This window comes from Pseudonocardia lutea, from assembly GCF_042658055.1.
GTDB classification, from domain to species: domain Bacteria; phylum Actinomycetota; class Actinomycetes; order Mycobacteriales; family Pseudonocardiaceae; genus Pseudonocardia; species Pseudonocardia lutea.
In genome coordinates, this window is the sequence record NZ_JBHSQK010000040.1 from 76,650 (window position 1) to 89,572 (window position 12,923).

The window sequence follows — 12,923 nt, forward strand, 5'->3', positions numbered from 1 at the left end:
GTCCGGGGGTGCGGCCAGACTAGCCCCGGCCACCGACAGTTCCGCGACCGCGGCCGGGCCCGCCGGGAACCCGCAGCTCACCGCGTCGAGGCGTGTCGAGGTCCCGGCGCGTCGCCGCCACCCGGGCGTGTCGTGCCCCGAGGGGGTGGAGCGGGCGCGGTCCGTCAGGCCGCCAGGGCGGGCGCGGCGGGACGCGCGGCGACCCGGTCGTAGACCCCCTCGAAGGCGTCGAGCGTGGCGTCGAGGGCGTGCCCGGACACCAGCTCGCGAGCGGCCGTGCCCATCCGCCGCCGGGCCGCCGGGTCACGCAGCAGGGCGTCGAGGACCGAGGTCAGGACGTCGACGTCGCCGGGCGGGAAGAGCCAGCCGGTCCGGCCGGGGCGGACGAGGTGCGGCAGCGCCATCGCGTCGGCCGCGACGACCGGCTTGCCCGCGGCCATCGCCTCCAGGGTGACCAGGCTCTGCAGCTCGGCGACGCCCGGCATGCAGAACACCGCGCACCGCCGGTACGCCGCGAGCAGCGTCTCCTCGTCGACGAACCCGTGGAACACCGCCCGGTCGCCGAGCCCGAGCTCCGCCGCCAGCCGTCGCCAGGCGGCGCGCTCGGAGCCGTCGCCGACGATCTCCAGCCGGACGGGTGCCGCCAGCCGGGCCGTGGCCCGCAGCAGCTCGTCGACGCGCTTCTCCTGGTCCAGCCGGCCCACGAACAGGATCGTCGGGGTCGGGTCCTCGCACCCGCCGGCGTAGCGGGCCACGTCCACCCCGCAGGAGATCGGGGTGGCCGGCAGCCCGGTCCTCCGGGTCAGCAGCTCGACGGCGCGCGGCGTGGGCGCGGTGCGGGCGTCGGCGCGCCCGAGGACCCGCCGGACGTCGTGCCACGCCAGCCGCGCCGCGGCCCGGTGCAGGAAAGCCGGGACCCGGGCGTGGGCGACGAGGTTCTCGGGCATGAAGTGGTTGGTCGCGACCAGCGGGCGCCCGGTCGCCGACGCGGCCGCCGCCAGCCCGCGCCCGACCGAGAAGTGCGCCTGCACGTGCACGACGTCCGGGTCCACCTCGTCGAGCACCGCCGCCGTCTCCGGGCGCGCCACCCACGGCAGGCACACCCGGAAGTTCTCGTGCAAGGGGTAGCGGTGCGAGCGCACCCGGTGCACGGTGACCGCCCCTCCTCCGAAGCGGTGCACGGTCCGCGGGCCGTCGGGCGACGGGGCGGCCACGTGGACCTCGTGGCCGCGCCGGGCGAGGCCGATGGCCAGGCGTTCGGCGAACCGGGCCGCGCCGTTGACGTCGGGCGCGAAGGTGTCGGCGCCGAGCAGGATCCTCACGTCGGTACCTCTCCCGGTGTGTGTCGGTCGTGCGGGGTGGGCGGGGTGGGCCGCGGGGCGGCGTCGGGGTGGTGCCGGGCGAGCAGGGCCACGCCGGCGGCCGCGACGGCGCCGGCGCCCAGCAGGAGGCCCACCCCGGCGGCGCCGAGCCCGCCGGCCTCGCCGAGCAGCGCGGCGCCGAGCGCGGTGGCCACGAGCGGGTCGCCGACGGTCAGCGCGGCCACGACGACCGCGGGCGGGCCGGCCGCGAAGCCCTGCTGCACGGACCAGCCGCGGGCGTGCAGCGCGGCGGGCAGGGCGGCGGTCGCACCGAGGAGGGTGCCGGCATCCGCGGTGCCGAACTGCAGGAAGACCGCCCGGAGCAGGGCGGAGACCAGGCCGAACGCGACGGCGCCCGCCGCGGCGAAGGCGACGCACCGGGCCCGGGCGGTCGTCCGGACCGCGAGGACGGCCAGGGCGAGTCCGGCGGCTGCGGCGGCGGTCCCGGAGACAAGCAGGAACCGCCCGAGGTCGGCGGGGGCGTCCGGGGTGGCCGCGGCCGCCGTCCGGACGACGAGCGCGACGCCCGCCACGCAGAGGGCGGCGCCGGCCACGACCCGGGCGGGTGGTCGCGTGCTCCGCAGGCCCAGTCCCACCGCCAGCGGGACGGCCAGGACCCCGACCGGCTGCACGACGCTCACCGGCGCCAGGACCAGCGCGAGCGCGTGCAGCCCGGCGCCCCCGGCGGCCAGCCCGGCGCCGGCGAGCCAGCGCGGGCGGGCGAGGAGCGCGCGGAGGTCGACCCGGCCGGTGATCGCCCCGTGCTGCAGGACGGCGGCAGCGGCGAAGCAGGTCGCGCCCGCGACGGCGAGCAGCAGCGCGAGCGCGGTCACGGGGTGGTCCTCGGGATGCGCGTCGCGGTGGGCTCCGGCGTGGCGGTCGGCGGCGGGACGGTCGGCGGACGGAGGGCGAGGGCGGTCGTGGTGAGCAGCGCGGTCACCGCCCCGTACAGAACCCGCTCCACCCCACCCAGCAGGGAAAATGGGGGTGAACCCGCGACGACGATCGGCAGATGGGCGAGCAGGAACGTTCCGGAGAGAGCCGCGGTGAGCAGGGCCAGCTCGACCACGCGGCGGCGCGCGGCGGCCCGGACGGCCGACCCGCGGGCCAGGAGCAGGACGGCGGCCGGCAGCACCGCGAAGATCCACGCCCCGGCGTAGCGGTGCACCGCCGCGGCGAGATCCGCCGGTGTGCCGGGGACGTTCGTGGGGACGACCCCGGCCACGACCAACGCCACCGACCAGCTGGCGAGCAGGGCGACGGCGGAGCGGGAGGCCCCGGCCTTCGCGGCCGCGACGGCGAGCACCGCGCCGCCGAGGGCCAGCGCCGCCGCGGCAATGGCGAGCACGAGGTGGCCGCCGGGCAGCAGGACGTAGTCGCTCACGGTGTGCACCAGCGGGTCCACGGCCGGGTCGTGCAGGGCGCCCGCGACGTGCAGGACCGCCACGGCCCATGCGGCGATGGCCACGCCCGCCGCGACGAGGGCGGCGGGCAGGGTCAGGGCGCCTCGCGGGGCGCGCGTCGGTGGGGCGGGCAGCGGTTTCGTCGGCTGCACGGGCTGTCGCGTCGCGCCTGGCGGGATCGCAGCGGTGAGGCCGGTCGGGAGCATGGCGGTGCGCCCGGCGCCCGGCCCCGCGGCACTCGACGCCGGTGCAGCGGCGGGGGCGGTGGGGGGCCGGCGGTCGGCCCGTGCCGGGCTCGGCGGGGGCGCGGTCGCCGGCGCTCGGACCGTCCTGGTGATGGCTGTGAGCGGTGCGGCCACCGCCGCCGCACCCGCCCCGCTCCCCCGCTCGTTCATGTGATCAACGCTCGCAGCGCGGCGCCTCCGCCGGAATCCGGTGATCCACCGAACCGACCCGGGGGACACCCCGACCTTTCCCGGGGTCGCCCGCCCCACGCGTGGCGTCGATCAGGCCGACCGTGCGCTGCGATGGTGTACCCCTCGCCTCAGGGCCGGCGGGCCCGCCGACCGCCGGTCGCACACCCGCTCGGGCTCCCGTTCACACCCGGGAGGTCGGCGGCACACCCTGTCGACGGGGTGTGTCGCGGTCGACCGGGTGTGGGAACGGGTCGGAGGTGTCCGGTCGGCACGCGCGTCAGCTGAGCGGCCGCCGGGTGCCGGTCCCGCTACGGCTCGTGGCACCAGCGACGGACGGGCGGCTACGGGTCCCTCCATCGCTCCGGTCAGTCGCGACGGCACACCCCGAGAAGCGCGACGCACCCCGTCGACAGGGTGTGCCGCCGATCTTCAGGTTGTGCCGGGTGCCCACAGCGGGTGTGCCGACGCCCGAGCGGTTGTGGCGGTGCCCGAGCGGTTGTGGCGGTGCCCGAGCGGTTGTGGCGGTGCCCGAGCGATTGTGGCGGCCCCCGAGCGGTTGTGGCCGTGCCCGAGCGGTTGTTAGGGGCGCCCGAGCGGTTGTGCTGACGCGCGGATGGGTGTGGCGGCGGCGGAGAAGGTGCGGCGGCGGCAGAAGGTGCGGCGGTGCCCGAGCGGGTGTGCCGACGCGGGAGTCCCGAGTCGCCAGGAGATCAGGGCACGGGGCCGTCGTCGGGGAGGGGGGTGGCGGCGGTGGTCTGTTCCGGCAGCAGCGGGGAGAGGGCGAGCTCCGGGGCGGTGACGCCCGCCGGTGCCGCCTCGACCGCCCGCACCCCCGACGCCCCGGCGAGGGCCTCGAGCCCGGCGCGGTCCGCCTCCACCACCAGCGCCACCACGCAGGCACACGGGCCGGCGTAGGCGGCGGCCTCCGCCCGCGCCACCGCCGCCGGGCGGCCGGTGAGCCGGGAGGCGTCGGCGGCCGCGGCGTAGCCCGCGCGCTGCCGGGCGGTGTCGAGCGCGGCGGCGACGGGAGCGCCGGCGGGGAGGGCCTCGAAGCGCAGGGCGGTCTGCACCCGCGGGAGCGGGACCCGGAACACCACCTCGGCGACCGGCGCGGACCCGGTCAGCCCGGCCGCGTCCGCCGTCGTGATCTCCTTCCCGAGCTGGACCAGGGCCAGCGCGCGCTCCCCCGGCGCGGGCAGGGTCGAGGGCAGCCGGGCGAGGTAGTCCGCCACGGCCTCGCCGGGATCGGGCCCGAGCCGCACCTGGCCCTGCGCCACCGCGGGCCCGCGCCCGGCCGAGAGCGACCGCGACTGCGCCGTCGCGTACCCGACGGCGACCAGCACCGCGAGCACGCACACGACGATCAGCCAGCGGCGCCCCCGCCGGGTGAGCAGGCCACCCTCGTCGGAGGAGTCGGGGTCCTCGGGCTCAGTCACGCAGCCGCTCGAGCGCCCGAGCGAGGTCGGGCGGGTACTCGCTGACGAACTCCACCCACCGCCCGTCGGCGGGGTGCTCGAAGCCCAGCGAGCGGGCGTGCAGCCACTGCCGCTGCAGCCCCAGCCGCTTGGCGAGCGTGGGGTCGGCGCCGTAGGTCAGGTCGCCGACGCACGGGTGCCGCAGCGCGGAGAAGTGCACCCGGATCTGGTGGGTGCGCCCGGTCTCGAGGTGCACGTCGAGCAGCGAGGCGGCGCGGAAGGCCTCGAGGGTGTCGTAGTGCGTGACGCTCGGCTTGCCCCCGGCCACCACCGCGAACTTGTAGTCGTGCCGGGGGTGCCGGTCGATCGGCGCGTCGATCGTGCCGCTGGTGGGGTCCGGGTGCCCCTGCACGATCGCGTGGTAGCGCTTGTCGACCGCGCGCTCCTTGAACGCCCGCTTGAGCACCGAGTAGGCGTGCTCGGACTTGGCGACGACCATCACGCCGGTGGTCCCGACGTCGAGCCGGTGCACCACGCCCTGCCGCTCCGCGGCGCCCGAGGTCGACACCCGCACCCCGAGCGCGGCCAGCCCGCCCACGACCGTGGGCCCGGTCCAGCCCGGGCTGGGGTGCGCGGCGACCCCCACGGGCTTGTCGACGACGACGACGTCCTCGTCCTCGTACAGCACGGTCATGCCGCCCACCAGCTCCGGCGGGGCGGCGATGACCGCCGGGGTCTCGGGCTCGGGCAGCTCGACCTCGAGCCAGCTGCCGGCGGTGAGCCGGTCCGACTTCCCGGCGGCGCGGCCGTCGAGCGCGATCATCCCGTCCTCGGCGAGGGTGGCGACGACGGTCCGGGACAACCCGAGGAGCCGGGACAGGCCGGCGTCGACCCGCATCCCGTCGAGGCCGTCGGGCACGGGGAGCTGGCGGAGGTCACTCACCGGCCGGCTCCCGCTCCGCCGTGTCGGCCCGGGTCCCGTCGAGCTCGCGGCCGGTCAGCGCGAGCAGGACCAGCAGGATCCCACCGCAGACGATGCTCGAGTCGGCCAGGTTGAACACCGGGAAGAACGAGCCGTCCGTCCTGACGACCGACAGGATGTCGACGACGTGCCCCTGCAGCGGCCCCGGCGCGCGGAAGATCCGGTCGACCAGGTTGCCCAGCGCGCCGCCCAGCACGAGCCCGAGCGCGATCGCCCAGCCCACCGACCGCAGCTTGCGGGAGATGCGGACGATCACCACGACCACGCCCAGCGCGATGATCGACAGCACCCAGGTGTAGCCGGTGGCCATGGAGAAGGCGGCGCCCGGGTTGCGCACCAGGACCAGGTTGACCAGCCCGCCGAGCAGCCGCACCGGCGGCCGGTCCTCCAGCGTGGCAACGGCGAGGACCTTGGTCAGGATGTCCAGCAGCAGGACGACGGGCGCCACGAGCGCGAGCACCCAGACCCGGCGTGGCGGGAGGGGGGCGGTGTCGGTGCGCTCGGCGGGCTCGTCGGTCACACACTCGATTATGCGGGCCTTCCGGGGCCGTCCGGACGGGGGCCGGGATCGGTGTCCCGCCAGCGCACCAGCGCACCGCCCCGGTCGACGGCCCGCAACCGCTCCTCGGTGCGCTCCCGGACCTCGGCGGTGGCGACCACGAGCAGCTGGTCGTGCTCACGCAGCCGGGTCTGCCCGTTGGGGGTGAAGGCCTCCTCGCCGCGCACGACGAGGCTGACCGTGGCGCCCACGGGCAGCCGCAGCTCCCGCAGGTAGACCCCGCGCAGCCTGGAGCCCGCCGGGATCCGGACCTGCAGCAGGTCGGCGTGCAGCTCGTCGAGCGGGGCGGCGTCGACCTCGACGTCCTTCGGCTCGGCGGTGCGCGCGACCCGCAGCCGCCGGGCGACCCACGGCAGGGTGGTGCCCTGCAGCAGGGTGAGGATCACGACGAGCACGAACACGACGTCGACCAGGTTGGCCGCGCCCGGCGCACCCTCGACCAGGGAGATCAGCGCGAGCACGATCGGTACGGCCCCGCGCAGCCCCGCCCACGACAGGAACGCCTGCTCGCGCCACGGCACCGTGAACGGCAGCGCGGCCGCGACCACCGACAGCGGCCTGGCGAGCACGAGCAGGACGCCGGCGGCGATCAGCGCGGGGATCACGGCGTCGACCAGCCGGGCGGGGCTGACGTAGAGGCCGAGCAGCACGAACAGCCCGATCTGCGCCAGCCACCCGGTGCCCTCGGCGAAGGAGAGCACGCCCCCGCGGTGCGGCAGCCGCGAGTTGCCCAGCACGAGCGCGCAGACATAGGTGGCGAGCAGGCCGGAGGCGTGCGCCAGCTGCCCGCCGGCGAAGGCGAGCACGCACACGGCCAGCGCGGCGAGGGGGTAGAGGCCGGTCGCGGGCAGCGCGGCGCGGCGCAACGCCCAGCCGCCCCCGAACCCGAGGGCGAACCCGATCAGCGCGCCCGCGAGCAGCTCGTAGACGACCAGGAACGGGGTCATCCAGGTCAGCGGGTCGTCCGAGGCGAGGAGGAGGACGGCGAGCACCACCGGGGCGTCGTTCATGCCGGACTCGAGCTCCAGGGCGCCCGAGAGCCGCGGGGACACCCCCACCCCGCGCAGCACGCTGAACACCGCGGCCGCGTCCGTCGAGGAGAGGACCGCCCCCCAGAGGAACGCGACCCGCCAGTCCAGGCCGAGCAGGTAGTGCAGCGCGGTGCCGGCCACGACGATGCTCACGACGACGGCGATCGTCGAGAGCCCGATGCCGATCCCCAACGAGGGCCGCACGGCCTGCCAGCGGGTGGTGAGGCCGCCCTCGATGAGGATGAGCACCAGCGCGGCGAGCCCGAGGTTCTCGGTGAGCGCGGCGTTGGAGAACTGGACGCCGAGCACCGCCTCGCCGAGCAGGATCCCGATGCCGAGGTACAGCAGCAGCGAGGGCAGGCCGAGCCGGACGGACACCCGCACCGCGAGCACACCGATCAGCAGGACGGCGGCGACGACGCCGAGCAGGACCTCCAGACTCATCGCCACCCCCGGCTCGTGCGCGAATCACCCTATCGGCGCAGGTCAAGCGTCGGTCAGCCGGGTGCGGGCGTGGCGGCCCCGGCGCGGTCCACGAGGCCGAAGGCGCAGATCACGGGGGTCACGGGCCACGACGGCCCGACGCCGCGCGGGCGCGCCGGCCGGGAGGAAGGCCGGTGGCCCTGTCCTCGCGGGCGGCGTCGGGAGCGGGGATCCTGCTCTGCGCGGTCCGGCGCCGGGGCGGGCACCTGGTCGCGCCGATGCCGGTGCACCCGGCCACGAACTCGCTCGGCGGGGTGGTCGTCCGGTTCCTGGTCTCCCGGTCAGACACGCCAGACCAGGGTGGCCGCGTCCCGCGTCCGCGGCGGGACCTCCCCGAGGGCCGCGGCGACCTCGGGCTCGCGCTCGGGCGGCAGGCAGAGCCGCCGGGTGACCCAGGCCGGGTCGTGCGGGGCGCGCCGCTCCCGCTCCCAGCGGGTGACCTCGGGGTCGACGCCCTGCTCGCGCAGGACGGCGAGGGCGTCGTCGACGGTCGCCGGCTCCGGCCGGTGCAGGTCGTGGAAGCGCACCCAGAGCGGGTCGAGCCAGGCCATCGGGTGCTCGGCCAGCATCTCGACGACGACGCCGCGCCCGGCCGCCGCGGTCAGCGCGGCGAGGAAGGGCGGCAGGTCGACGACGTTGTGCAGCACGTGGTGGGACACCACGACGTCGGCCGCGCCGGCCTCCGCGGAAACGTCCGGCCAGGGGCCCAGGACCGTCCGGGCGGGCACCCCGCGGACGTCGGCGCCCGCCGCGAAGAGGTCGAGCATGTCCTGCTGGCTGTCCACGCCGGTGGCGTGGGTCATCGGCCCCACCAGGGCGAACGCCGCGTCGCCGCCGCCGCACCCGACGTCGAGCACGGTGCCGGCGGGATCGAGCAGGGCGAGCCCCGCCGCCCGCGACGGGGTGTCCGAGGGGACCGTGGGCGCGGTGAAGTCCTGCGGATGGTGTCCCCACGGGCTGGCCGGGGCCAGCGCCAGGATCTCCGGCGGGACGCCCCGCCCGGACTGCAGCTCCGCCCACCGCTCGGCAGCACTCCCCACGGCGAGCACCCTAGCCGGGCCCCCGGCGCCGAGGGTTGAACGGCACTCTCGCTCACCAGTCCGAGCGAGAGTGCCGCTCGCTCACTGCTTGGCGACGGCGACCTTCACCTCGGTGTTCTTCCCCTGCGGGTCCGAGACGCTGCCGGTGCCGGTCGGCCCGGCCACCGCGGCGTACTCCACCGCGGTCGCCAGGACCTCACCGGCCACGAAGGCCTCGTGGGTGCGGACGGCGTCGAGCACCGTCCCGGGCGCGTCCAGCGTCAGGACGATCCGGTCCGAGACCTCGAGCCCGGCGTCCCGGCGGGCCTGCTGCACCACGCGCACGACGTCGCGCGCCGTGCCCTCGGCCGCCAGGTCCGGCGTGACCTCGGTGTCCAGCACGACGAGCCCGGAGTTGCCCGGGAGCGCACTGGTCGAGGCCGGGTCCGCGGCCTGCAGCCGCTCGGAGAACTCGCCCTCCAGCAGCTCGATCCCGCCGGCCGTGACCGTCCCGGAGGCGTTCGACGTCCAGTCCCCCGCCTTGACCGCCTTGATCACCTTCTGGGTGTCGCCACCCAGCCGGGGACCGCAGGCGCGGGCGTTGACCGTCAGCTCGAACCGGCCGTAGGTCGCGACGTCCGTGGTCAGCACGACCTCCTTGACGTTCACCTCGTCCCGCAGGATGTCGGCGAACGGCGCGAGGGTCTCCGCGTCGGCGGCGGCCACGGTCAGCGAGGCCAGCGGCAGCCGGACCCGGAGCTTGCGCGCCTTGCGCAGGGACAGCCCCGCCGACGCCACCTGGCGCACCCGGTCCATGGCCGCGACCAGCGCGTCGTCGTGGGGCAGCTCCGCGGCGGACGGCCAGTCGGTGAGGTGCACCGACCGGCCGCCGGTGAGCCCCTGCCACAGCTGCTCCATGGTCAGCGGCAGCAGCGGCGCGGCGACGCGCGCGGTCACCTCCAGCACGGTGTGCAGGGTGTCGATCGCGTCCCTGTCGCCCGCCCAGAACCGGTCCCGGGAGCGCCGGACGTACCAGTTCGTGAGCACCTCGGCGTGGTCGCGGACCTGCTCGCACGCCCCGGCGATGTCGTACACGTCGAGTGCCGCGGTGACGCCGTCGACCAGCGCCGCGGTCTTCGCCAGCACGTACCGGTCCAGCACGTGCGGCGAGTCCGTGCGCGTCCGCCCGGTCACCCCGGCCGCCCCGGCGTAGAGCGACAGGAAGTACCAGGTGTTCCACAGCGGCAGGATCGCCTGCCGGACGCCCTCGCGGATGCCCTGTTCGGTGACGACCAGGTTCCCACCGCGCAGGATCGGGCTCGCCATGAGGAACCACCGCATGGCGTCCGACCCGTCGCGGTCGAAGACCTCGTTGACGTCCGGGTAGTTGCGCAGCGACTTCGACATCTTGGCGCCGTCGTCGCCCAGCACGATCCCGTGCGCCACGCAGCTGGCGAAGGCCGGCCGGTCGAACAGCGCCGTGGCCAGCACGTGCAGCGTGTAGAACCAGCCGCGGGTCTGCCCGTTGTACTCGACGATGAAGTCGCCCGGGTAGTGGTGCTCGAACCAGTCCGCGTTCTCGAACGGGTAGTGCACCTGGGCGAACGGCATCGAGCCCGACTCGAACCAGCAGTCGAGCACCTCCGGCACCCGGCGCATGGTCGACTTGCCGGTCGGGTCGTCCGGGTTGGGCCGGGTGAGCTCGTCGATGTAGGGCCGGTGCAGGTTCTCCGGGCGCACGCCGAAGTCCCGCTCCAGCTCGTCGAGCGAGCCGTAGACGTCCGTGCGCGGGTAGCGCGGGTCGTCGGACTGCCAGACCGGGATCGGGCTGCCCCAGAACCGGTTGCGCGAGATGCCCCAGTCCCGGGCGCCCTCCAGCCACTTGCCGAACTGGCCGTCCCGGATGTTGGCCGGCACCCAGGTGATCTGCTTGTTCAGCTCCACCATCCGGTCGCGGAACGCCGTGACCTGCACGAACCACGAGTCGACCGCGCGCTGGATCAGCGCGTTGCCGCAGCGCCAGCAGTGCGGGTACGGGTGGTCGTAGGTCTCGTGCCGCAGCAGGACACCCTTCACGTACGGCGCCGTGCCGGCCTTGAGGTCCCGGATGATGTTCGGGTTGGCGTCGAACACCTGCTGGCCGGTGTAGGGCGGCACCTCGACGGTGAACTCGCCGCGCGAGTCCACGGGCACGACCGCCTCGATGCCGGCCGCGTCCGTGACGGCCTTGTCCTCCTCACCGAAGGCGGGCGCGATGTGCACGAGCCCGGTGCCGTCCTCGGTGGTGACGTAGTCCGCCTCCAGCACCCGGTGCGCGTTCTCCCGGCCGACGAAGAAGTCGAACGGCGGGGTGTAGCCCAGGCCCAGCAGCTCGCGCCCCGTGAAGGTCCGCAGGACCTCGGGCTCCTCCCCCAGCTCGCGGGCGTACGCCGCGACCCGCGCGGAGGCCAGCACGTACTTCTCGCCGTTCGCGGCGAGCAGCGAGTACTCGACCTCGGGGTTCACCGCCACGGCGAGGTTCGACGGCAGCGTCCACGGCGTCGTCGTCCACACCAGCGCCAGGGCGTCGTCCAGTTCCGGGTCCTCGCTGACGAGGCGCAGCCCGACCGTCACGGCCGGGTCCTGCCGGTCCCGGTAGACGTCGTCCATCTTCGTCTCGGAGGCCGACAGCGGTGTCTCGCAGCGCCAGCAGTACCAGAGCACCCGGAACCCGGAGTAGATCAAGCCCTTGTCCCACAAGGTCTTGAAGGCCCACATGACGCTCTCCATGTAGTCCAGGTCGAGCGTCTTGTAGTCGTTGTCGAAGTCGACCCAGCGGGCCTGGCGGGTCACGTAGTCGCGCCACTCGCCGGTGTAGCGGAGCACGGAGGTGCGGCACGCCTCGTTGAACTCGGCGACGCCCATGCTCTCGATCTCGGACTTGTGGTTGATCCCGAGCTGGCGCTCGGCCTCGACCTCGGCGGGCAGGCCGTGGGTGTCCCAGCCGAACCGGCGCTCGACGTGCTTGCCGCGCATGGTCTGGTAGCGCGGCACGACGTCCTTGACGTAGCCGGTGAGCAGGTGGCCGTAGTGCGGCAGGCCGTTGGCGAAGGGCGGGCCGTCGTAGAAGACGAACTCGTTGCTGCCGTTCTCGCCGGCCGGGCGCGCCTCGACGGAGGCGGCGAACGTGTCGTCGGCCTCCCAGTACTTGAGGACCTCGCGCTCCAGCTGCGGGAAGGCGGGATGCGCGGGGACCGCGGGATAGCTCTCGCTCATGGCGGACGGTGCTCCTCGTGCAGTGTGTGGCCTGGCTGCACGGGGACGACTCACGCCGCGGTACCACCCCGCTTGCCCCGCTCGCGCGGGACCGCTCGTTCGACGGCTGTGACGGGCCGAACCCGTCCGGTTCTACTCCCGGCGCCGCGCGGTGCCGGTTTCTTCCGGAGGCTCCCCGGTGATGGCCGGATCGGTGCCTGTGCGACCAGGGTAGCGCGAGGCCGCGAGCGCTTATTCCCGGGCGTCGTGCCCGGGCGGGACCCCCGCTCCGCAGGCGCGGGCGGGGGTGCCGTTCGTGCAGGTCGAGGACCTCAGCGGGCGGCGGCCTGGTGCCGGCTCGCCATGGTGCGGTCCGGGGTGCACCAGCCGCACGGGGTGAAGCCCAGCTCCACGGCCTCCTTGGCCGGCAGCGGGATCACCTGGCGGCCGGGCAGCGACCGGCAGCCGGGCAGGTGGTAGCGCGGCTGCTCGTCGACGACGACGACCTCGTCCTCGAGCTCGGCGACCAGCGCCGCGACCGTCGCGTCCCGGGGCTCCTCCGGCGGCTCGCCGTGCGGGCCGGGGGGCGGCATCGAGCCCGGCGGCGGACCGCCGGCGGGCTCCTGCGCGGCCGGCGCCTGCTGGCCCTCCTGCCCCTGCCGGTCCTCGGGCCGCCCCGCGTTGCCCTGCTGTCCCTGGGGCGCCTGGTCGTCCTGGGCTGCCCGGCCGGCCGGCTCGTCCCCGTCCACGGACCGGGTCGAAGCGGGGCCAGCGTCGTCCGTGGCGGAACCGCCGTGGGCGGTGGTGGGCCCGCCGTGGGCCGCCGTGGCGACGGTCGGGCCGTCGATGTCCTCCGGGGCGGCCGCCGCGCCGGCGCCGGGGGTGCCGGCCGCGCCCTCCGGCGCGCCCACCGTGCCGGTCCCGTCCTCGGACCCGGCGCCGGTCGCGGCGGCACCGCTTCCGGCGTCGGCAGCACCCGCGGTCGTGCCACCGGGCGCGGGACCGGAACCAGCGGGCGGG

General features: G+C 75.9%; 10 protein-coding genes. All 10 read right to left on the minus strand.

Annotated elements, in window-relative coordinates; all coding sequences use genetic code 11:
* Positions 1-164: 164 nt before the first annotated feature.
* Positions 165-1,322, minus strand: a complete 1,158-nt coding sequence (locus tag ACFQH9_RS16700; protein WP_379567052.1) for a glycosyltransferase — start codon at positions 1,320-1,322, stop codon at positions 165-167.
* Positions 1,319-2,194 (minus strand): hypothetical protein, encoded by an 876-nt coding sequence (locus tag ACFQH9_RS16705; protein ID WP_379567053.1) that lies wholly within the window; start codon positions 2,192-2,194, stop codon positions 1,319-1,321. Before ACFQH9_RS16705 ends, ACFQH9_RS16700 begins: the two co-directional genes overlap by 4 nt.
* Complete coding sequence (locus ACFQH9_RS16710) at positions 2,191-2,916, minus strand: DUF998 domain-containing protein (RefSeq protein WP_379567054.1); 726 nt, start codon at positions 2,914-2,916, stop codon at positions 2,191-2,193. The genes ACFQH9_RS16705 and ACFQH9_RS16710 overlap by 4 nt, the downstream gene beginning before the upstream one ends.
* A 974-nt stretch (positions 2,917-3,890) precedes the next feature.
* On the minus strand, positions 3,891-4,616 hold the full coding sequence (locus ACFQH9_RS16715; RefSeq protein ID WP_379567055.1) for a hypothetical protein: 726 nt from the start codon (positions 4,614-4,616) through the stop codon (positions 3,891-3,893).
* Complete coding sequence (locus ACFQH9_RS16720; RefSeq protein ID WP_379567071.1) at positions 4,609-5,493, minus strand: RluA family pseudouridine synthase; 885 nt, start codon at positions 5,491-5,493, stop codon at positions 4,609-4,611. The genes ACFQH9_RS16715 and ACFQH9_RS16720 overlap by 8 nt, the downstream gene beginning before the upstream one ends.
* A 37-nt stretch (positions 5,494-5,530) precedes the next feature.
* Positions 5,531-6,097 (minus strand): signal peptidase II, encoded by a 567-nt coding sequence (gene lspA, locus ACFQH9_RS16725; RefSeq protein WP_379567056.1) that lies wholly within the window; start codon positions 6,095-6,097, stop codon positions 5,531-5,533.
* A gap of 8 nt (positions 6,098-6,105) precedes the next feature.
* On the minus strand, positions 6,106-7,611 hold the full coding sequence (locus tag ACFQH9_RS16730; protein WP_379567057.1) for a potassium/proton antiporter: 1,506 nt from the start codon (positions 7,609-7,611) through the stop codon (positions 6,106-6,108).
* A gap of 320 nt (positions 7,612-7,931) precedes the next feature.
* Entirely contained in the window at positions 7,932-8,690 is a 759-nt protein-coding gene (locus ACFQH9_RS16735; RefSeq protein ID WP_379567058.1) for a class I SAM-dependent methyltransferase, read from the minus strand.
* Positions 8,691-8,771: 81 nt separating this feature from the next.
* A complete protein-coding gene (gene ileS / locus ACFQH9_RS16740; protein WP_379567059.1) occupies positions 8,772-11,924 on the minus strand; it encodes an isoleucine--tRNA ligase in 3,153 nt (1,050 codons plus the stop codon).
* Positions 11,925-12,235: 311 nt separating this feature from the next.
* Positions 12,236-12,923, minus strand: a 688-nt coding sequence (locus tag ACFQH9_RS16745) for a hypothetical protein (protein ID WP_379567060.1), incomplete at its 5' end; no start/stop codon positions are given.

Coding starts and splice junctions, on each gene's coding strand:
- ACFQH9_RS16720 (WP_379567071.1), bottom strand. CDS start 5,493: ATGCGGGTCGACGCCGGCCTGTCCCGGCTCCTCGGGTTGTCCCGGACC.
- ileS (WP_379567059.1), bottom strand. CDS start 11,924: ATGAGCGAGAGCTATCCCGCGGTCCCCGCGCATCCCGCCTTCCCGCAG.
- ACFQH9_RS16730 (WP_379567057.1), bottom strand. CDS start 7,611: ATGAGTCTGGAGGTCCTGCTCGGCGTCGTCGCCGCCGTCCTGCTGATC.